Below are 19,981 nucleotides of genomic sequence, written 5' to 3' on the forward strand. Positions count from 1 at the left end.
CCATGAGCGAGAGCCCCCTGTTCGAGGTCGAGCTCTACGTGTTCGAGGGCACGAGCGGCAGCTTCCGGCTCACCCCGCACGAGTTCGACGTGGAGATCGGCGGGGAGCGCTACGAGCGCTGCCCCCTCGAGCGCAGCGCGCTCGCGCTCGGCGCCGAGGCGGCCAAGTCGGCGCTGGAATTGACGCTGCCACCCGACCACGCGCTCGTGCGCCATCTGCTGCAGGCGACCCTCATCGGCGAGGCGACCGCGGTGCGACTGCGTATCGCCCGACGTGACGCCTGGGGCGATGCCTGGTGGCTTTCCGGCACGCGCTGGATGGGCCGCGTGCTCGGGGTGGAGGTGGCCGACGACGCGGCCCGCATCCGCTGCGAGTCCGCCCAGGTGAGCTTGAAGCGCATTGGTCTGCGTCGGCTCTACAGCCGCGCCTGCTCGCACGTGCTGTATTCGGCGGCGTGTGGGGCGACGCCGATCTCGGCCAGCGCCGAAGTGATCCGCTCCGAAGGCCGCCAGGTGGAATTGGCGAGCCTGCCGCCCGAGGTGGCCGGCATGCTCGCCGGCGGCTGGTTGCAGACGCCGGCAGGCGCGCGCCACATGATCGTGAGCGAATCGACCGCAGGCGTGGAACTGCTCTACCCGGTGGGGCTTGCGCCGCAGACGCCCGTCGACCTCGTGGCCGGCTGCGATCACAGCGTGTCCACCTGCGCCGCGCGCTTTGACAACCTCGCCAACTACGGCGGCTTCCCCTTCATCCCGTCGAAGAACCCGTTCTCGACGGGCGTCTTCTGAAACCCGCAGGACCTCCCATGTGGTACCTGGTCGTCATCGTCGTGGCGGCGCTGGTCTCCGTCGCCCTCGCGCCCAAACCGCCCACCCCGAAACCCGCCGAACTCACCGACCTCGACGCACCCACGGCCGAGGAGGGGCGGCCGATCCCGGTCGTCTTCGGCGCAGTGCTGCTGCGCGGCGCCAACGTCGTGTGGTACGGCGACCTGGAGGCCGAACCGATCAAGAAGAAGGGCGGTAAGAAATGAGCACCGACGTCCTCGTCACCATCGCCCACGTGCGCGCCGCGGGGCTCTGCGTGCACGGCACGCGCACCTGGTTCGCACGCCAGGGCCTGGACTTCCGTGACTTCCTCGCCCGGGGGCTGCCCGCCTCGAGCTTGCTCGCCACCGGGGATGCGATGGCCGCACGCGTGGTCGAGGTCGCGCAGGCCTGCCATGAGGAGCCGCGCTGATGGGCGGCCGCCGCAAGAAGCAGACCGTCGGCTATCGCTACCGGATCGGCATGCACCTGGTGCTGTGCCAGGGGCCGGTGGATGCGGTGCAGGAGATCCAGGTCGGCGAGCGCACCGCCTGGGGCGATGCGAGCCGCGCGCCACTGTCGAGCGGCCACGGGCTCGGGCGTCTGTCGATCAGCCAGCCCACGCTCTTCGGCGGCGACGAACGCGAAGGCGGCGTGGTGGGCGACCTCGACGTGCTCGCAGGCAGTACCGCGCAAGGCCGCAACGACTACCTGATGAGCCGCCTGGGCGCGGCCATCCCGGCGTTTCGCGGGGTGTTGTCGATCGTGGCGCGCAAGATCCTGTTCGCCGCGAACAACCCCTACCTCAAGCCCTGGGCGGTGCGGGTGCGGCGCTTCACGGCGGGCTGGCACGACGAACCCTGGATGCCCTGGAACGCCGAGGTGCGGACCTGGGATGCCGACACCGGCACCTCTCTCACCGTCGGCATGAACCCGGCGCACATCCTGGTGCAGTGCCTCACCGACCCGCACTGGGGCATGGGCTATCCGCCGTCCACCCTCGGCGCAAGCTTCTGGAACGCGGCCTGGGCGCTCGAAGCCGAAGGCTTCGGCCTGAACCTGGTCTGGACGCGCCAGCAACCGATCGAGGCCTTCATCGCCCAGGTGCTCGACCACGTCGGCGGCATCCTCTACCTCGACCCGGAACGGGGCCGCTTCGAACTCAAGCTCCTGCGCGACGATTACTGGATCGAGGGCCTGCCGCTCCTGGGCCCCGACGAGATCGTGCGCGTGGAGCGCTTCGAGCGCGCGCAGTGGGGGGAACTGCCCAACGAGATCACCGTGGTCTACACCGACTGGGCGACGGCCAAGGAGTCCACCGTCACGGTGGAGAACCTCGCCGCGATCCAGCTGCAAGGCGGGGTGATCAACCAGCGGCGCGACTATCCTGGCGTGAACCACGGGCCGCTGGCCGCGCGGCTGGCGCTGCGCGACCTGCGCGCTCTGGGCTCGCCCCTGGCGCGCATGAGCTTGACCATCGCCCCCGGCGCCCTGGAGCGTCCGCCCCTGCCGGGAGACGTGTTCCTGCTGCATTGGCCACGCCTCGGCATCGAGCGCATGGTGGTGCGCGTGACCGGCATCGACACCGGCACGCTGGGTGCCACTTCGTTCCGCATCGAGGCGGTGGAGGATGTCTTCGGCATGGGCCAGACCGTGCTCGCCCCCACCCCGCCGCGCCTCGAGGAGCCGCCGCTGGAGGCGCTGCCGCCGGCCCTGGTGCTGGCGGTCGAGGTGCCGTACTGGGAACTCGCGCGGCGGCTGTCGCGGGCCGATCTCGACTACCTCACCGACACCGACACCTACGTGGGGGCCCTGGCCTGTGCGGGCGGCACGGGGCAGTTGAACTGGCAGCTCGCCACCGGGCCCGCGAGTAGTGAGCTCGAGGCGGTGGCCCCGGAGGACTACGCGCCTTTGCTCACGCTCGGCCAGGCGCTGCCGGCGAGCGAAGCCGATGCGCTGGCCGTGCCGGTGACGGCCCTGGCCCACCCCGAGCGCCTGGCGGTCGGCGACTACACCTACCTGGTCGACGCCAGCGGTGCGATGCGCGAGGCCGTGGCGATCCTCGCCTTCGATGCCACCGCGGGTACGGTGGATCTCGCCCGCGGGGTGCTCGACACCACGCCGCAGGCCCATCCGGCCGGCACGCGACTGGTGGGCGTGGGCGAGTGGCTGGCCGCAGAGACCATCGAGCGCGCGCCGGGTGAGTCGGTGTTCGTCGCCGCCGTCCCGCGCACGGCCAGCGCCGAAGGGGATGCGGTGCTGGCTGCCAACGGTGCGCCCCTCGTGCTCGCGGGCCGCCAGGCGCGGCCGTACCCACCGGGGCGAGTGCGGCTCAACGGCCAGCGCGAGCCCGCCGTGGTCGCCGGCGACCTGATCCTGACTTGGGCACACCGCGACCGCCTACTCCAGACCGCCTACCTCGTGCGTCAGGACGAGGGCGACATCGGCCCCGAGCCGGGCACAACCTACACCGTGCGCATCAGAGACCGCAACGGCACCCTCGTGCGCACCGAGGCCGGCCTCACCGGCCACGCCTGGACCTGGGACGTGACCAGCGCCGCCCTGGACGCCGGCGTCGCGGGCGATCGCGTCACCGTCGAGATCGAGGCCGAACGCGACGGGCTCGTGAGTTGGCAGGCGCAGGTGCGCAGCGTCGAGCGCGCGGGCTACGGCCTGCGCTGGGGGCAGTACTGGGGCAGGGTGTGATGGAGACCACCCTCGACCTGCACCCGCAGCCGCGCATCGACGTGCACTTGCTCACCCTCGACGAGCCCCAACACTGGCGCGAGGAATGTCTGGCGAGCCTCGTCGGCGCGCCGATCCGCCTGCATCTGCTGCCAGGCATCCCGGGGCGTGTGGGGCAGGCCCGCGCGGCAGGCTTCGCGCGAGGGGCCTTGCCGCTCGTGTCCTTCGTCGATCCCGACGACCGCTATGAGGCTGCGGCCTCCGCGGCCCTGGCCGATGCGCTCGATGCCTGCCCGCAGGCGGTGCTGGCCTACACCGACGAGGCCCTGATCGACGAGCACGGCGACAGCCTCGGCGTGCGGCGACTGGCCTACAGCGCCTTCCAACACGCCCATTCGGCCAGCCATGTCCACGGCCTGATCGTGATGCGCCGAAGCGCCGTCGATCCGGTGCTGACACGCATCGCCGATCTCGACGCCGGCGCCGAATGGCTGCTCACCCGCCTCGTGGCCAGGCAGGGCAGCGTGCTGCACCTGCCCCTCGTCGGCCGCCACTGGCGGCAGCACCCGAACCAGCACCACCGCCGTGCGCGCAGCATGGCTTCCGGGCCACTGCCGAATCTTGCGACACCTTGAGGAGATGAACCGATGCCACAGCTCGATCCGAACCTGGGCCTCGTCTACGGCTGGACGCTGGGCGAGTCCGGCTGGCACACCGGGATGGACGCGAACCTGAAGCGCCTGGGCGCCATCGTGGGCCTGTCGGTGACGAGCCGCGCTACGACCGCGCCGCCCGCCAGCCCCGCCGAGGGCGATCGCTACATCGTGCCGGCCGGTGCGACCGGTGCCTGGGCCGGCAGGACCGACCAGATCGCCGTGTGGATCGACGGCGCCTGGGAGTACCACGCCCCGAAGGTCGGCTGGCTGGCCTACATCGCCGCCGAGGACAGGCTCGCCGTCTACAAGACCGGCGGGTGGAGCACCGGCGTTCCCATCTGACCCCGCACCCCGTCCGCCACCCCCGAACCCGCCCGCGTGGCGGGTTCGTCGTTTTTGGAGACCGCCCATGACTGAACCGACCCAAGCCCCCGCCCTCGTCGAGAACATGCTGCTCCTGCGCCGCGAGGACTTCGAAGACCTGCTCGACCGCGCTGCTGAGCGCGGGGCCGAGCGGGTGCTCGCGCACCTGGGCCTCGAGAATGGCCACGCCGCCCGCGACCTCCGCGAGCTGCGCGATCTGCTGGAGGCCTGGCGCGACGCGCGCCGCACCGCGTGGCAGACCACCATCAAGGTGGTCACGACCGCCATCCTCGCCGCCCTGCTGGTCGGGGCTGCCATCAAGCTGAAGCTGATGGGAGGTGCCCAATGATCGAGACCCTGCTCGGTGGGCTGCTGGGCGGGGCCTTCCGTCTGGCGCCCGAGATCCTGAAATGGTTCGACCGCAAGGGCGAGCGCAGCCATGAACTCGCCATGCAGGACAAGGCGCTGGAATTCGAGAAGCTGCGCGGCGCCCAGCGGATGGCCGAGATCGGCGCGAGTGCCGACGCAGCATGGAACACCGGCGCCATCGAGGCCTTGCGCGAGGCGGTTGCGGCGCAGGGCCGAACTTCGGGCGTGAAGTGGGCCGATGCGCTGTCCACCACGGTCAGGCCCGTGGTCACCTACCTCTTCGTGCTGATGTATGCCGGGGTGAAGCTCTCGACCTTCGTCGGCTCGGTGCAGTCGGGCGTGGGGTTCGGGCCGGCGTTGCTCGCAGCTTGGTCGGAGGCGGATCAGGCACTGCTCGCAGGCATCCTGAACTACTGGTTCCTCAATCGCACGCTGGAAAAGGGGCTGCGGTGATGGGGCGGTCGGACGAGACTGTGCGGTCGTGGAGCCGCAAGCACCGACCGCTTGCAGAGCGCTTCTGGGAAAAGGTCGAGGTGCGCGCCCCGCATGAATGCTGGCAATGGCTCGCATCGACCAAGGAGGGAGGCTACGGCAAGATCGCCGATGACGACGGGCGCATCCAATTGGCGCATCGCATCGCCTATCGCCTGGTCTTTGGTGACCTTTCTCCCGGGCTGGTGGTGTGTCATCGCTGCGACAACCCCGGTTGCGTCAACCCGCAGCATCTCTTCGTCGGTACGCAGGCGGAGAACCTTCGGGACATGCGCAACAAGCGCCGAGACAACCCGCCGCGCGGAAGCAGACACCCCAAAGCCAGGCTCGACGAGGCTTTGGTAGCGCGGGTTCGCGCCGACGTCCGCAGTCATCGGCGCATCGCCAAAGACTACGGTATCGGCAAATCGACCGTCGGCATGATCAAGGCGGGGGTGACATGGACGCACGTGTGATTCGCGTGCCGCCTCAAGCGATCGAGCTTGCGAAACGCTTCGAAGGCTTTCACCGCGTTCCAAAGCACGATCCCAACCGGGCCTATCCGTACATCTGCCCGGCCGGCTATCCGACGATCGGTTACGGGCATCTGTGCGATCCGAAGCACCCGCCGATCACGGAGGTCGAGGCCGAGGCCTACCTCGCCCAGGACTTGAAGGTGGCGCTCGCCGCCACGCTGCGCTATTGCCCGGTGCTGGCCACTGAGCCTGAGGGGCGGCTCGCGGCCATCGTGGACTTCACCTTCAACCTCGGCGCCGGGCGGCTGCAGACCTCGACGCTGCGGCGGCGGGTCAACCAGCGGGATTGGACGACTGCCGCCGCTGAACTTCGCCGGTGGGTGCACGGCGGTGGGAGGGTATTGCCAGGACTTGTTGCTCGACGGGAAGCCGAGGCGCGTCTTCTCGTGCACGGGTAACAGATCCGGGAGTATGGCCGTGTATGCGCTACGTGCATTGACGTGATAGATTATGCTCTTAACGCATCAACGGCTAAGGCAATGGCGATCACCAGCGTTGGAGAACTGGTCAGGGCTGCTCGCAACGGGCGCAGCCAGAAGGAGTTCGCTGCCTTCCTGGGCGTGAAACAGTCCTCCGTGAGCCGCTACGAGAGCGGGAAGGCAAGCCCGCCGATCCGAGTGATCGAGCAGTGCATGCAGCTGGTGCATGCGGCAAAGGCGGAAGACGCCCCCACCGCCGACCAACTGGCAGAACGCATCCGCGCCGCCCTGGCGGACCCCGACCTGCGGCAGGCGCGCTTGGCGCTATCTCGGTTGGTGGATGCCTTTGTGTCCGAACACACGCAGACTCGCGTTACGCGTGCTGCGCCTCAATGATCACTGGAGGCTGACGTGGCGACTCAATCGACCATCGAGTGGACTGAGCAGACGTGGAACCCGACCACCGGTTGCACCAAGGTTTCACCGGGGTGCAAGAACTGCTACGCGGAAGTGATGGCGCGCAGGCTCCACGCCATGGGTGCGCCTGGCTACGAGAACGGGTTCAAGCTCACCTTGCATGAGAGCCGGCTCGAACAGCCACTGCTACGCAAAAAGCCGACGACGTACTTCGTCAACAGCATGAGCGATCTGTTCCACGAGGCCGTTCCGGACGCCTTCCTGGATCGTGTGTTCTCGATCATCGAGCGCACCCCTCACCACACGTACCAGATCCTCACCAAGCGAGCGGAACGGTTACCGGAGTATTTTGCTCGCCGTGCCTGCCCGAGAAATGTTTGGCTTGGGGTGTCGGTCGAAGACAAGAAGTACGGTGTTCCGCGCATTGCACACCTGCGCAAAGTAGATACGCACATTCGATTCTTGTCCGTCGAGCCGCTGCTGGAAGACCTCGGGCGGATCGACCTGCGCGACATTCACTGGGTCATCGTCGGTGGCGAGTCCGGGCACAAAGCCCGGCCAATGCGAGAAGAATGGGTGGCGAACGTACAGGCCCAGGCCGAGGCCGCTGGTGCGGCATTCTTTTTCAAGCAATGGGGCGGCTGGGGTGCCGACGGTGTCAAACGCCACAAGAAGGCAAACGGCCGCATCTTCCGGGGCCGCACGTGGGACGACTACCCGCATCAAGCGACGGAAGCGACACAGCTATAACGTGTCCAGAATGTCATTGGCGATCTTCGTTGCCAAGCCATGTGCTTTGGGTGCTGGATTGGACGCCGCGAAGTAGAGCGCGAATAGTGGCGCTCCGCTCGGATTCTTGGCATCGCCGCTTTGATACAGAACCTTGGGGTCGGTGACGGCAGGAAACAGCCCCTTCAATCGCTTCGAGACAAACTGCAGCATCTGGCGGTGATCGGTGTTGCGCACATCGCCATTGTTGCTGCCGAACAGATCGGATTGCGGATTCTGGGCGTAGAACGCCTGACGCCATTCATCGGTGCCAAGCACGCGCGTCAGAGATGCCTCCTTGTCAGCATCCAGCGCATCCGCATTCTTGGCGGCTTGCCGATACAGTCCGGCATACGGAAACAGATACCAGACATCAACTGCGCCGGTCTTGGCAATCGCTTCCAGCGTTGACCATTCGACGTGCATTCCGAACGGATCAAGGAACAGCACGGCCCGCTCGCTTCGCCACTGGTATCGGCCGCAGAGGGTTTTCAATGCCGCATTGGCATCGCTCTTGATCACTTCGATGGTCTTGTCAGGGTATTCCGCACCAAGCGCATTCAGCGCGGCCAGCTTCTTGGTGCGGAGTTCGATAAAGTAGAACTTGTGGAACGCGGGGTTGGTGGCCAATGCCCTTCGCGCGGAGCCGTCGACGGTTTTCTTCTCGCCCTCAACCTTGATGTCGCAACGGCCTGTACCGGCGAACGCGTCGATATAGAGCCGCGTGAAGCTCTGCTTGCTGAGCGCGGTATTGAATGCCACGAGGTACTTCTCAAGCGCCTCCAACTTGATGCGAGTCCAAGGCCCACCGAAGGAATGCTGATCGTCTAACTTGTCGAATTCGTCGTTGTCAAGCAGACTGTCGTCCCCATCGATCAGCTTTCCCATCGGGTTTTTCCTCATTTGACTGCCCGTCAGCCCCAAGCCGCGCTCATCAGCGTGGCGAGATCTCGCCGCGAGAGCACTTCTGTAAACTCGCGCCAGTCCTTCTCCGGCGGCATCATCGTGCCGGTGTAACGCAGATCAAAACCTGTCGCTTTCTTCTGGGCGTTGATGTACTCGTCCAGCTTCTCACCGAGGGATTCGATGTCCTCGATCCATTCATCTTTGATGGTGTCGGGCAGGGACCCGAACAGGTCGTAGCGATTTCGCATACGCTCGGACAGCCGCTCGTAGATCTTCTCGTCCACGGTCTGCTCGAACACCAGGTTGAGCATGTCGACAGTCTCCCGCTTCTGGCCGAAGCGCTTGATCCGTCCGATGCGTTGTTCCAGGCGGGTCGGGTTCCACGGCAGGTCCACATTGATCAGCGTGCCGAGGGTCTGCAGGTTGAGACCTTCGCATGCGGCATCGGTGGCTGCCATGACCCGGATCTGGTGCTCGGCCACCATGCGCTTCAGGGTCTCGCGCTCCACCGCGACGCTGTCACCGCGCTGATAGAGGCGGCTACGCCCCGCTCCGGCGTAAAGGCCGATGGCCTCATCGGGATAACGGGCCGCCAGTTCATCCGCGAGCCATTTCGCGGTGTCGTAGTACTGGCTGAAAATGATCACGCCGAGTTCGAGCCACCTCTCCTTATCCAGGAAGTGGATCACGGCCTCCATCTTGGGGTCCGCGTCGAGCCGTTGAAGCCTGTCGATGAGGCGTTCGAGAACTTCACGTTCCTCCTGCGTTTCAACGGCCAGGTCGGCTTCGAACTCGTCTCCCTCTTCATGCACGGCCTCCCCTTGCAACAGTCGTTGAGCTGTCGCGAGTCCGGCTTGGATGCTGGAGCAAATGCGCTGCTCCATCAGGTTTTTCATGAACCCGCTCCCCTTGCCGCGTTTGGCGAGTGCCTTGCCGAAGGCCCGTGCTTGGCCATAGGCCTCGCGGAAGTCTTCCGATGTCCGCAGCGCCTTGCCCTCGAACAGGACGTCGAACATCCGCGGTTCGGCCACCTTGGAGCGATCCGGATGAATGTCGACCCCGACCCGCGTGAGCAGGTTCGCATCTTCCAGCTGCTGTCGTTTGCGAAGCACGACGTGCCTGACCAACGGGTTCTCACGTTGGAACAACGTTGCTCCGGCGATGCGCCGCTCTAGTTCCTCTTCCAGGATCTCTCGCGTCTCCCCGGCGAGATCGGTCAAGGGGCGATTGGTTTGCCATTCTCCGTTGGTTAGCCCCAAGTCTTGCCGGATGGCCGAGAACAGCTTACGGGCACGTGGCTCGCTGGTGGACTCGACGCGCGGCAGCGGAGAGCGCAGCAACTCCCAGGCATGGCCGGGGTCCAGTACCTCTTGCCGACCGGCCAAGATCTCCAGCACTTCATCGGGCCGATGCCATGCCGCCAGGTCATGCCCCAAGACGAAGTGCCCTCGGCCTTGGTGCAGGATACCCAACAGGTCCCAGAGGTCTCTCGTATCAGTTTGGATGGGCGTCGCCGTGCCGAGCAACACATGGTCCGCCCGGGCGGCGACTTCGCGCATGAACGCCAGCAGTTCGTTCGGCGTTCCGGCGTCCCTGCCGAAGCCCTGGCGCGTGCGCGCCTTGTGGGCTTCGTCTAGGATCACCACGCCGAACCTCAAGCCCAGCAGGTGCTGCTTCTCCAACGAGTCGCGCATCATGAGGCCCGTGGACACGATGCCGATACGAAGCGGACAACGTGCGATCTGCTCGCGGCCCGCCGGAGAAATGGCGCGCTCGTCCGCATCCAGCCACACCTTGCGCACCGTATCCCAGCGTGCGGTCGGGATGCCGAGCTTATCCAGCATCTCGGTCTGCCATTGCTCGGTGAGGGTAGCCGGCGCAAAGATCACGACCGGGCGTCTTGGCCCGTTGTCACGATCAGAGAGCAAACACAGCGTAAGCGCTGCGGTGGCGAGCGACAGCGTCTTGCCCAAGCCCACCTCATCGGCCAGCAGCAGCCGCACTACGCCATAGAGCCTGTAGTGGCGCAGGCATTCGGTCAGGAATCCTTGCTGCCACGGCTGCAACTGCTGCCCCTCGCGGTACAGCGGGGACTCGATCAGTGCAGCCGGCGCAAGATTCTCGTCCTCATCGATCTCGTCGAACACCACTTCGCGGCGATAGCCACGGCGATGCACTTCCCGGATGACCGCCTGGGGCAAGGGCTTCGCCGCATTCCACAGGAAGTCGAACTCTTCCTCGATCCAGGCCACCCCCTCGGGGGAATCGTCCTCCCACAGGATCTCGTAGTGCCGCTGCCAGCCGCTCCTGGTCTCGTTCATCGAACCGATGAAGCCGAGCTTGCGCCCGTCGGCGAGAGTGATCACTCCCGCCTTGCCGTGCACGAATCCGCAGATGTCGTCTGGTGCAACCCGCACTGCCTGGCCGTGCTGCTGCAGGAAGGCATCCAAGCGGCGGTAACGGTCCCGGTGCAGGAGCGCTTCGGCCTCCAGGGCGCGCTCATTCCAGCGGCCCACCATCTTGCTTTCGCGCAACTGGGCTACCTTGAGGTCATCCGGATGGATATCGACGTTGCAGACGATCTTGACCTCGGGGATATCCTCCAGCGCCTCGCCGGCCACCTCGAACAGGGAGCTGGTGAAGTAGCCCGCAATGCGCTTGTAACTGCGTGCGCCGGCCAGATGCTGCAGCAGAAAGCTGGCATCGAGCCGATGGGTGCGGGAGGAGAAGCGCCGGATGCTCATCCGCCGGCCCTCAGGCACCGAAGCGCAGGTTCTTCAAGCGCGCGCCCAGCACCTCGGCGGCGCTGCGCACGTTTGGTTCCGTGGACTTGCGCTCGATGAAGGCCAGCATGTCCCCCAGTAGAGGCCGCACCTCCAGGAAGTCGGCCATCTCGTTCTTGATCTGTTCGACGATGACCTGAGGTTCGGTGTCCTTCAGCATCTGCTGCAGAGCAATGATGATCCTGCCCAGTTTGGTGACGCCGATCTCCGTGGACTCGGTCAAATCGCGGGAGGCGAACTCAGTCACGCGCTTGAGCCGCGCGTGATTGGGGCGCATGTCGCCCATCACGCGGCTGTAGTCCTCCACACGGAAGGCTTTGGCGAAGTTCTGGTAGTTGTCCAGCTTGGTCGAACCGGTCGTCTCCATGTCCAGCATGCGTAACACGAAGCGCTCGATGCCGGTGAGCTTGGCCCATGTGTCCGGGGCAAGGCCTTCGGGCACCAGCAGGCTCGACGCCGTCTCTGCCGCCTGTTGGACGATCTCGTCCACGACCGTCACTTCTCCGCGCGCCCGCGGGCGGAGAGCAAACGTCGTCACGTCCTCGCCGCCGATGTGGGTGTAGGCGGTGAGCACCTTGAGCGCCGCCGCATAGCCCGCCATTTGCAGGTCGGAGTCGTTGAACACCGGCTCGCCGTGATGCGCCCTCACCGTGTCGTTGAGGTGCATCATGGTTTCGATCTGCCGCGCCACCTCTTGCCGCACCGCAGGCAAGATGCGCTGCTTGAACCCCGTGCACTCGCCGGCGGGGCGCTTCTTCAGCATCAGGATCACGGTGCCCTGGACGTAGCCCCCCTTCTTGAGTTCGGAGGTCGTCTCGGTGGCGATGTACCAGGCGGCCACCACCTGCAGGCCCGCCGCCCAGAAGATGCCGATCAGATCGCTCCACACCCCAGTGTCCTGGTGCGTGAACATCACGCACTGCATGCCGTTCGATGGCATGTGCGCAGCCATGGCTTTGTAAGCCGCCACCATGCCGCGCCGGAAGTCTTCGCCCGCGCCCTTGATCGCCAGCGCGCGGCGCGAGTCCCACACCCATTCTTCGAAGGGCTTGGGCGGGTTCTTGCGCAGCCAGGCGATGAAGAACTCGGTGATCTCGTGGTAGTTGACCGCGTCGGCGTAGGGCGGGTCGGTGATCCAGAACTCGCAGCGCTGCCGTGGCTGATCGGCGGTTGCCGAGACGATGGCGCGTTCCACGGGGGGGAGCGGCACTTCCGCCATCTTGAACGACGAGGTGCCGAACCCGAGCCAGGCCCGTGTGGCGTAGTTGTAGAAGGTGTTGAGGGCTTGGTTCGAGAACACGCCTTTGGGGCCACCCAGTCCGCCGCCCTGCGCCGTTGCCCAACGACACAACTTCGAATTGAAGTCCGCCGCCTTGGCCACGTTCAGCCAGCCCAGCGGGGCCGCGTCAGTCGCGCGCCAGTACTTGAGCATCAGCGCTTGCAACAGCAACTGCCGCGCATTGAACAAATGATGCCAATGCGTCCAGCCGCGCTCGCGGAATAAGCGCGTGGTCTCGTCCCCCGGCTCGATGGCCATGTCGGGTGCCAATCCCTCTTCCTGCCAGAGCGCGAGGTTCTTGGCGACGATGGTCTCCACCTTGCGCTCGCGCTCCAGGTCCGCTTCCGTGGGGGCGGCAAACCAGGTCTCTTGGCGGGCGGCCTCGATCGTTTCCTTCTTGATCCATTGGATGCAGTACAGCCGCTCCTGGAAGATGTCATCGGGTCTCGGCCGGAACTCGTCCTTGTCCCACCGGCGCAAACGGTTGCCCGTCGTGCCATCGGGTAGCCGATAGTCGCCACGCAAGGTCTTGATCGGGGTGCGGTAGGTCTTGCCATCGAGCTGATAGACCATGTCGCCGTCTTGCACCGTGCCGGTCTCGGCTGCTGCAATCGCCTTCGCCGAGGCACCGGTGACGACCTCGATGTCAAAGCGCTTCAGGGCAGGGTTCGGCACCAGCTTGGCAATGGCGCCTTGCTTGGGCGAGATCACCCAACTGGGGGCGAGCGGCACCATCCAGCCGGTTTCCGGGCAGCGCGCCTCCAGGCAGTAGAGGTAGGCCTTGGCGCGGTTGCCGTGTTCGTCGTGCTCGACGCCTAACCGCGTGATCTCGGCATCCACCTCGGCAAACACCCGCTGCTGCGCGGACTCCAGGGCGGCGCGCCGGTCGGCCGGGGCACCGATGACATTGAGCGCGCCCCAGGTGAGCATGCAGGCGATGGGGTTGAGATCAGAGGCATAGGCATCGCACCCGATGCGTGCTGCTTCGAAGGGGATGGATCCGCCACCGCTGAAGGTGTCGCCCACGCGCGGGCGGTGGCCATAGCGCAGGATGCCCAATTGCTCGATGAGCTCCGGGAACGAATGGGCATCGATGCCCAAATGCGCGTAGTGGCGGTTGACCTGGGGCCACACGGGTGCGTAGAGCCAGTCTTGATCCACTTCTTCGGGGCGCTTGCACAGGGCGGCCTTGGCTTCGTAGCTTTCGAGGGTGGCCAGAACCTTGCGATAGATCACCAGCCTATCGTCATCGCTCAGATCGCGCTTCCACCGCAGCGAGATGCCCTCGGCATCCACATCCATCGGGAACCGCATCCAGCGAATATCACCTCCGGTGACATCGCTCCTCTTGATGGTTGCCTTGAAATAGTCCCAAGGTTTATCAAGCTGGATACGCGCAGCGATCTCGGATGGCGATATGGCATTGGCTGCAAACGCTCGCCGCGCCAGCCCCTCGTCGTCGAAGGACATGAGCGCTTCGAACACCGCCAGATCCGCCTCAGGGTCATCGGTGGGCGGCAAGAGGCTGCCCAGCACGATGGCACGCACCAGAATCAAGGGCTTCCTGCCCTTCCAGTAGGAGCCGAGCCCCGTCAGGGTCTGCGCCGCGACGGCCTTGCGTTCGGTCTGCGCCTCGAACGACACCTTCTGCGCTGGAAAGACCGTCTCGATCAGCGCCGGGGCGTCCTTGAGCGCCAGGGGGGTGAGGGAGGTTCTTGTTTGTGCATGCATGGCTAGGTGATCTTCAAGCGGTCGCTGCCTGCACCCAGCCGTGGGAGGCCAGTCTGTCGGCGGCGATGGCGATCTGTCGGAGCGTGAACTGGCGCTTGCGCGGGTTCCAGGCGTGGATGCGCTTGGCTACCTCGTCGAGCTGGCAGACGCCTTCGCGCGTCATGACCCAATGCGCGGTGGAGAGCAGCTCGAGGCCATAGGGCGACTCGAAACCTTCGATGAGGCGGGTGACACGCTCGAAGCGTTCACGGCTGTCGGCATGTTGGTCGAGGAAGGCGGATGCCTCCTGGATAGCGCCGGGAACCAGCGTCAGCGGCTTGTCTGGCGCATCGCCGCCGTCGGCGTAACCGGCGATCAGGTGTCCCTCGACCGTGCGCAGCACATGGCGCAGGTTCTCGGCGTAGGGGCCATAAGGCGCCTTGACGTATCTCAAGCGCAGCGGCTCCCCTGCCTCCTGCATGAAGTACATCAGCTTGTGCACCTCCAGCAAGGTGACAAAGGGGTCGAGCAGGCCACCGAGATAACGGTGGATCAACTCGACCAGGGCCGCACGGCCGGCAGTCATGGTCGGCACTTCACGCACATGGGCCATCTTGTCCGTGGTGGGCGCACCAAAGGGCTCGAACACGAGCACGTGCACGTCCTCCAGTTGCCCCAGCGCTCGCTCGATGCGTGGACGCACCTCGCTCCAGTCCAAGCCCCCCAGGCCGCTGCCCAGCGGTGGTATGGCGATGCAGCGGATGCCCTTGTCGCGAATGACCCGAACCAGATCGACCAAGCCTGCGTCGATGTCCTCGATGCGGCTCTTGCCGCGCCAGTGGCGCTTGGTGGGGAAGTTGATGATGAAGCGCGGCGGCGTGAGCTGTCCCGTCTCGAAGACAAACATGCGGCCCGGCTGCACGGCCTCGCGCTTACAGGCCGCCTCGTAAGCCTTGAAGTTCTCAGGGAAGGCGTTCTTGAACTGCAAGGCGATCCCGCGCCCCATCACGCCGACGCAGTTGACGGTGTTGACCAGAGCGTCCGCCTCGCATTTGAGGATGTCGCCTGAGGTGAACTCGATCATGGCTGTGATCCTCTCATGTCTCAGTAGTACCAATCCGGGCGGATTTCGACCGTAGGTCGGTGTCCGTTGACCGGAAGGGCGTTCACGACGTGTTGGTAGATCGTGCGATTGAGCACGCCGATGCGCTCGATCAGGTGCCAGGGAAAGCTGTGCTCCAGCAGAAACTCGGCTTGCTTGCCTTCCTTACACTGCCGCCAGTCCCTGGCTTGGACGGCCGCCCAGTCAACTTCGTCGAGGCGTGCCAAATCGCAACGGTCCTCGAACAAGTACGAACCGGCGTTCGAGAGGGTGAAGGCCCACCGCCTCTGTTGGGCTTGTGCCCAAGCAACGGTGGCGTGAAGATCCGCTTCGAAATGCAGGATCGGGGCCTGTCCACCGCGATAACCCAGCTCCGGATGATTGCCCTGGTGGATCAGGTACAACATCACCGAGCGCGGGCAGAAGTAGAACGGCACGCAGTCGCCCACGTGCAGGCCGGGGTGGCTGTTCAATGACAGGGTTAAGCGCCGCTGCTTGATGCCGCTCATTCCGATGGTCGTCCCAGCAGGCGCTCGCCGATTGACCTCCGCGTCGCACCAGAGGAAGCCATCGGCCACGATGGAGGGCAAACGATCCACATGGGCGATGTGGTAGATCTTGGGCTGCGGGGGTACGAGGCCGTTGGTCATGCCGTGTCGTCCCCAAACAGGTCCAGCGATGGCCGGTTGTCGTCGCGGTCGTTGCGGCCGCGGCGGGCGCGGGTGCCGAGCAAATCGCTCTGCGCGACATCACCCAGGGCATGCTGAAGCGCGATGCGCCACCCCTTGCCGGCGTCCATGACGCCGCCAGTCGCCATGGCGGTCATGCCAAACAGCCACCAGCGCTCCTCGGGCCGAAGCGCCAGCCAGTTCCTCACGGCGACGGGGATCTTGGCTGCCTCCATCTGCTCGACGGCCCAGGCCAGGACACAGAGTTCCTTGCCGAGCAGGCGATCCACAGGGTTCTCGCCGATCTTCCATGCACTGGGCTTCAATCCGTGCGCGGTGAGGCGTGCGTTGAAGGCCCGCTGCACCTCGGCACGGATGGCCGTCCAGCGCGGCCGGTCGAGCAAGACGCGGTCGATCACCGCGGTGTCCGCCGAGGCCGATTGCAGCCCGAGGTACTCGCTGATCTGAACCTTGCCCGTGCTGCTCTTGGGGATGAGCACCTTGAAGTGATGCGGGTCCGAGGTCGCGGGCACCCCGAAGCCCAGCGTATGCTGGACTTGCACACGCCCTGCTGGCGTCCGGTGTGCTGCGGCCTTGGCGCGCGTCATGGTCATTCCTCCTGGCTCACGTCGCCCGGCTTGAGCTCAACACCGGCGATCTTTGCGAACTCCTTGAGCGCAAAGCCCGTGTCGAACTGAATGCCTTCCGCAATGGCGATGTTGACCAAGGCTTCGGGCTCACCCAGAACGTCGCGAAGGCTGTTGACGACGCCCTCGATCATGGCGGCCGTGATTTCGCGCTCTTGGAAGCGCACAGTCACGGTGTTTTCGCCTTCGCCAATCTCGATGCGAACGCCCTTGAAACGCGTGCCCGGCTGATCGCGGAAGCGATTGATGACCCCGAATACACGGTCGGTGGTGTCCAGAGACACACGCTTGCTCTGCAGGCGGGCCGGCTTGGCATCGACGATCTGGACCGTCTTATCGCCGCTGGCCGGGATCTGGAAGTCGGCCGTCTTGTTGGCTTCGCCCGCCCGTGCAAACACCAGCAGGCGATAAGCACCGGGGCCGATCTCGAAGGGGCCGTCGTACCGAGTGCCGTCCTTAGGGTTGGACCCGTCCAGTGTGTAGTAGAGATCTGCCCGCGGGGTGGCCTCGAGGCGCACACGGCGCTTGTCGGCAGCCGGTTCGACCTGGTGACGGATCTTCAGGTCGGCCAACCAGCGCACGGCTGGAGCGCTTTCATGTTGCCCAGTGGTGTCCTTCACCCAGAAGTAGAGGGTCCCCTCCGTCGTCGTGAAGTTGTCGAGGTCATCGACCTTCTGGTCCTTGTCCGTGACCTCGGGCTTGGTCGACCAATAGACCACCGGGCTGTCGCCCGCATGGCGAGGCGTCAGACTCAACACCGTCTCTCCCGAGTCGGCCTTGACGTTGACGACGGACACATTGACCGTGGCCTTGTCCTTGGGGAAGGGGCCTTTCTCGATGTAGCCGTCTTCACCGAGACGCCAGCGACCTTGCTTCAACGCCTCCGTCTTGAGGGCGTCGAGGCCGCTCGCGCCCGGCATCCAGGGCCAGATGGGCGAGCACTTGGCGCGCGTGACGACGTCCTTCCACGGCGTGCGGCGGTTGTCCTTGCCGGAGGGCCAGAGGTACTCCTCGGCCTGCGCGAAGTACTCGTCCAGGTTGTCCTTCGTCAGCTCTCGCACGAGCTTGTAATCCGCTCTGGGGCTTGCGAGCAGACTCTCGATCTGCGCTTCGGCGGACTGATCGCCCTGGCCGATCTTCAGCCCCTGATCGATGGTGACGCCGGCTAAAACGTCGCGGCCATCGACCGGGTCGTTCACCGGGAAGTAGAGGCGGTTGTAGGCGGCCGATAGGGCCTTGCCGAAGCGGTCTTCCGCTTCTTCCAGGCGGTCGCGCGCTTCTTCGAACAGCGTGTCACCAGGGCGAAGCCGCTTGTGGATCTGCTCGATGGCGTAGAGCTCACGCAGACGCTCCTCGACAGCATCCGCCAACAGGCTATCCTGACCCGTGAGCACCAGCAGGTTGTTTTTCTCCTGCTGATAGTCAAAGAAGTTCTGAAGTTCGCTCGGAGGAACCTTGCCATCGGGCTTGATGACGATGAGCGTCCGCGGGCCGGAGAGCTTCAATTCATCGAGCTTGGGCAGGACCTGCACATCCTGGTATGCAATCTTGCGAACCGGCTCAAGGATGCCGGTGAGACGATTGATCAGCGCCTGATCGATCTTGGGCTGAGGGACCTCCTTAGCGTTGCGCTCGATCTGGCGCGAGAGGTTCTCCGTTTCCTTGATAAAGAAGCGTTGCTCTTCACGGTGCAGGTACCAGGCGGCCTCCCGCAGCCGCTGCATAGCCTGAAGGAATTCGTCAGGCTTGCGCTGCGGGGCAGCCAGGAACTCGATGAGCTCGCTCTCGGAAAGGCCGATCCGCCCCCCAACCGCGCGGGACAGGCTCGAGGCCAGCAGCAGGGTCATCACCTGTCGCGCGGCATCAGAGCCCAGCTCGTCGTCGATGTGTTCGGCAATTGCGTTGCCGTTGTCGGCGATGTCCCGCGTGACGGCCGGCATCAGCTTCGGTGCGATGCGTTCGATCTCGTCCTTGACCTGATCGTCGTTGAGGTTGAGATGCTGCGTGCCGATCAGGAAGACGTCATCCGTCTCGCGCTCCTCGACGCTCTTGAGGAGTCGGGCGGTAAACTGCATCAGGCCACGGGTTTGGCGGAACCCTTCGTTCTCCTTGAACAGCGCGACAAGGTGCTTGAACGAGGGGTGGAAGGGGTAGGTCTCGCGCACCTGCTCGGCAATCTGCTCGATGCTGCTGGCCACGATGTAGCCGCCGTCTTCGGCCTTCTTGATCTGCTGGGCGTACTCTTCGGCCACATCCGCGATGACGCGCTCGTCGGGCAGCTCGTCGATGAGCCGCTTCTTGAGGATCTCGTAGATCTCGTTGCCGGCCAGTTGCACCGGTGTGATGGTCATCGCTTGACGGCGCGTCTCCTGCTGCAGATTGGAGATTGCGTCGGCAAGGGCCTTCGTCTGCGCCTTGTAACTACCCGAGAGATTCGCAACGACAATGGCGCAGTTGGGCAACTCCAGCGCCGCGCTCATCAAGCTGGAGAGGCTGTAGACCACCATGTTGGCCAGCGTGCCCTGACCGAACACCTGGGTGCTGGCGTTGTCGAGATAGGGTGGCAGCTCGTCCAGCAGGATCAAGGTCGGCTTGTCGCCGATGATTTCCTTCCACTTGCGTTGATCGACGGCCTTGGGACCGTTGGCCCAGTAGGGCTTGATGGCATCTTCGGCGCCAAGCTGGCTTGCGATCTCACCCCAGATGTAGTTGTCCGGATTGTTGCGACCGTTGAAGGCGGCGATACGTGCCGTGCCAAAGTCCACACGGGCAGCGAGATCGGGAGGGAGGACATCGGAACGCAGGTGCGGGTGACGCGCCAGCAGGCCGAGCGCGATCATCATGTGCGTCTTACCGCCACCCATGGCTTGGGTGAGCTCGAAGACCGCCTGATCTGACTTGCCCGACAAGCGCAGCAGCCCCTCACGGAACAGCTGCTCCATGCCGTGCGTGACGAAGTTGCGCGAGAAGAACTCCCGCCCATCCCCCTCGTCATTGATGAGCTCTGCCAGATTCTCGATCCCCTGGCTCATCCGGTAGTCCCGGATGATCGGATTGAACCGGCAGGCCTGCTTGACCGTCTTGATCATGAGCGCACTCCGCTGTTGTTCTCGGCTTCGTCGGAGGGCGGAATCTCGATCCCTCGCTGTTCGCAATAGTCGCGAATCAGGACCTCGACCATGTTGGCGATGGACCGATGTTCGAGATTCGCCGCGAGGCGCAGCGCTTCCTTGAGAGCGGGATCGATCCGAAAGGTCAGCGTAGCGGTCTTGCTTGCGGCCATAGCCTCTCCGGAAGCCACTGCAAATGTACTGCATTCTACAGTATCGACTCGGCTTCGGCAATGCGATGCAAGTCGGCAATCCGCCTCGGTCTGCTGCCTTGCCGAAGCTCGGG

General features: G+C 65.1%; 20 protein-coding genes. 12 read left to right on the forward strand and 8 right to left on the reverse strand.

Annotation, left to right across the window (positions count from 1 at the left end; translation table 11 throughout):
• The first annotated feature begins 2 nt into the window (after positions 1-2).
• The 12 genes from C1704_RS07970 to C1704_RS08025 all read left to right on the forward strand — a co-directional run bounded on the left by C1704_RS07970 (position 3) and on the right by C1704_RS08025 (position 7,472).
• A complete protein-coding gene (locus tag C1704_RS07970; protein ID WP_104302201.1) occupies positions 3-788 on the forward strand; it encodes a DUF2163 domain-containing protein in 786 nt (261 codons plus the stop codon).
• Between the two features lie 17 nt (positions 789-805).
• A complete protein-coding gene (locus C1704_RS07975) occupies positions 806-1,033 on the forward strand; it encodes a hypothetical protein (protein WP_104302202.1) in 228 nt (75 codons plus the stop codon).
• Positions 1,030-1,239: a hypothetical protein gene (locus tag C1704_RS07980; RefSeq protein WP_062196821.1), complete on the forward strand. Its 210-nt coding sequence runs from the start codon at positions 1,030-1,032 to the stop codon at positions 1,237-1,239. Before C1704_RS07975 ends, C1704_RS07980 begins: the two co-directional genes overlap by 4 nt.
• Positions 1,239-3,512, forward strand: coding sequence for a phage tail protein (locus C1704_RS07985; protein ID WP_104302203.1), 2,274 nt, complete (start codon positions 1,239-1,241; stop codon positions 3,510-3,512). Before C1704_RS07980 ends, C1704_RS07985 begins: the two co-directional genes overlap by 1 nt.
• Positions 3,512-4,126, forward strand: a complete 615-nt coding sequence (locus C1704_RS07990; RefSeq protein WP_104302204.1) for a glycosyltransferase family protein — start codon at positions 3,512-3,514, stop codon at positions 4,124-4,126. The genes C1704_RS07985 and C1704_RS07990 overlap by 1 nt, the downstream gene beginning before the upstream one ends.
• 12 nt (positions 4,127-4,138) lie before the next feature.
• Positions 4,139-4,489, forward strand: coding sequence for a DUF2793 domain-containing protein (locus tag C1704_RS07995; protein WP_104302205.1), 351 nt, complete (start codon positions 4,139-4,141; stop codon positions 4,487-4,489).
• 67 nt (positions 4,490-4,556) lie between these two features.
• Positions 4,557-4,859 carry a DUF6127 family protein gene (locus tag C1704_RS08000; protein ID WP_104302206.1) on the forward strand — a complete coding sequence of 101 codons (303 nt, stop codon included), beginning with the start codon at positions 4,557-4,559 and terminating at the stop codon, positions 4,857-4,859.
• On the forward strand, positions 4,856-5,332 hold the full coding sequence (locus C1704_RS08005; protein ID WP_104302207.1) for a hypothetical protein: 477 nt from the start codon (positions 4,856-4,858) through the stop codon (positions 5,330-5,332). Before C1704_RS08000 ends, C1704_RS08005 begins: the two co-directional genes overlap by 4 nt.
• A complete protein-coding gene (locus C1704_RS08010; RefSeq protein WP_104302208.1) occupies positions 5,332-5,826 on the forward strand; it encodes an HNH endonuclease signature motif containing protein in 495 nt (164 codons plus the stop codon). The genes C1704_RS08005 and C1704_RS08010 overlap by 1 nt, the downstream gene beginning before the upstream one ends.
• A complete protein-coding gene (locus C1704_RS08015; RefSeq protein ID WP_207905319.1) occupies positions 5,811-6,284 on the forward strand; it encodes a lysozyme in 474 nt (157 codons plus the stop codon). The genes C1704_RS08010 and C1704_RS08015 overlap by 16 nt, the downstream gene beginning before the upstream one ends.
• A gap of 81 nt (positions 6,285-6,365) precedes the next feature.
• The gene (locus tag C1704_RS08020) at positions 6,366-6,701 is read left to right on the forward strand and encodes a helix-turn-helix domain-containing protein (RefSeq protein ID WP_062196788.1); all 336 of its coding nucleotides are present in this window, start codon (positions 6,366-6,368) and stop codon (positions 6,699-6,701) included.
• 15 nt (positions 6,702-6,716) lie between these two features.
• A complete protein-coding gene (locus tag C1704_RS08025) occupies positions 6,717-7,472 on the forward strand; it encodes a DUF5131 family protein (RefSeq protein WP_104302209.1) in 756 nt (251 codons plus the stop codon).
• On the opposite strand, the gene C1704_RS08030 is transcribed toward C1704_RS08025, so the two are convergent.
• Genes C1704_RS08030 through C1704_RS08065 form a run of 8 tightly spaced genes read right to left on the reverse strand, consistent with a single transcriptional unit; the run spans position 7,467 to position 19,868 of the window.
• A complete protein-coding gene (locus C1704_RS08030; protein ID WP_165908588.1) occupies positions 7,467-8,378 on the reverse strand; it encodes a three-Cys-motif partner protein TcmP in 912 nt (303 codons plus the stop codon). The genes C1704_RS08025 and C1704_RS08030 overlap by 6 nt on opposite strands.
• Positions 8,379-8,404: 26 nt before the next feature.
• Complete coding sequence (locus tag C1704_RS08035) at positions 8,405-11,140, reverse strand: phospholipase D-like domain-containing anti-phage protein (RefSeq protein ID WP_104302211.1); 2,736 nt, start codon at positions 11,138-11,140, stop codon at positions 8,405-8,407.
• Positions 11,141-11,150: 10 nt separating this feature from the next.
• Positions 11,151-14,189 carry an anti-phage-associated DUF1156 domain-containing protein gene (locus C1704_RS08040; protein WP_104302212.1) on the reverse strand — a complete coding sequence of 1,013 codons (3,039 nt, stop codon included), beginning with the start codon at positions 14,187-14,189 and terminating at the stop codon, positions 11,151-11,153.
• 13 nt (positions 14,190-14,202) lie between these two features.
• Positions 14,203-15,252: a type II toxin-antitoxin system antitoxin DNA ADP-ribosyl glycohydrolase DarG gene (gene darG / locus C1704_RS08045; RefSeq protein WP_104302213.1), complete on the reverse strand. Its 1,050-nt coding sequence runs from the start codon at positions 15,250-15,252 to the stop codon at positions 14,203-14,205.
• 20 nt (positions 15,253-15,272) lie between these two features.
• Positions 15,273-15,920 carry a type II toxin-antitoxin system toxin DNA ADP-ribosyl transferase DarT gene (darT, locus tag C1704_RS08050; protein ID WP_104302214.1) on the reverse strand — a complete coding sequence of 216 codons (648 nt, stop codon included), beginning with the start codon at positions 15,918-15,920 and terminating at the stop codon, positions 15,273-15,275.
• Positions 15,917-16,546, reverse strand: a complete 630-nt coding sequence (locus C1704_RS08055; protein ID WP_207905321.1) for an anti-phage-associated DUF3780 domain-containing protein — start codon at positions 16,544-16,546, stop codon at positions 15,917-15,919. The genes darT and C1704_RS08055 overlap by 4 nt, the downstream gene beginning before the upstream one ends.
• A gap of 2 nt (positions 16,547-16,548) precedes the next feature.
• On the reverse strand, positions 16,549-19,674 hold the full coding sequence (locus C1704_RS08060) for an anti-phage-associated DUF499 domain-containing protein (RefSeq protein WP_104302216.1): 3,126 nt from the start codon (positions 19,672-19,674) through the stop codon (positions 16,549-16,551).
• Positions 19,671-19,868, reverse strand: a complete 198-nt coding sequence (locus C1704_RS08065; protein WP_072756490.1) for a type II toxin-antitoxin system antitoxin — start codon at positions 19,866-19,868, stop codon at positions 19,671-19,673. The genes C1704_RS08060 and C1704_RS08065 overlap by 4 nt, the downstream gene beginning before the upstream one ends.
• Positions 19,869-19,981: the final 113 nt, after the last annotated feature.

Origin of the sequence: Caldimonas caldifontis (assembly GCF_002930615.1) — a bacterium.
GTDB classification, from domain to species: Bacteria; Pseudomonadota; Gammaproteobacteria; order Burkholderiales; family Burkholderiaceae_C; genus Caldimonas; species Caldimonas caldifontis.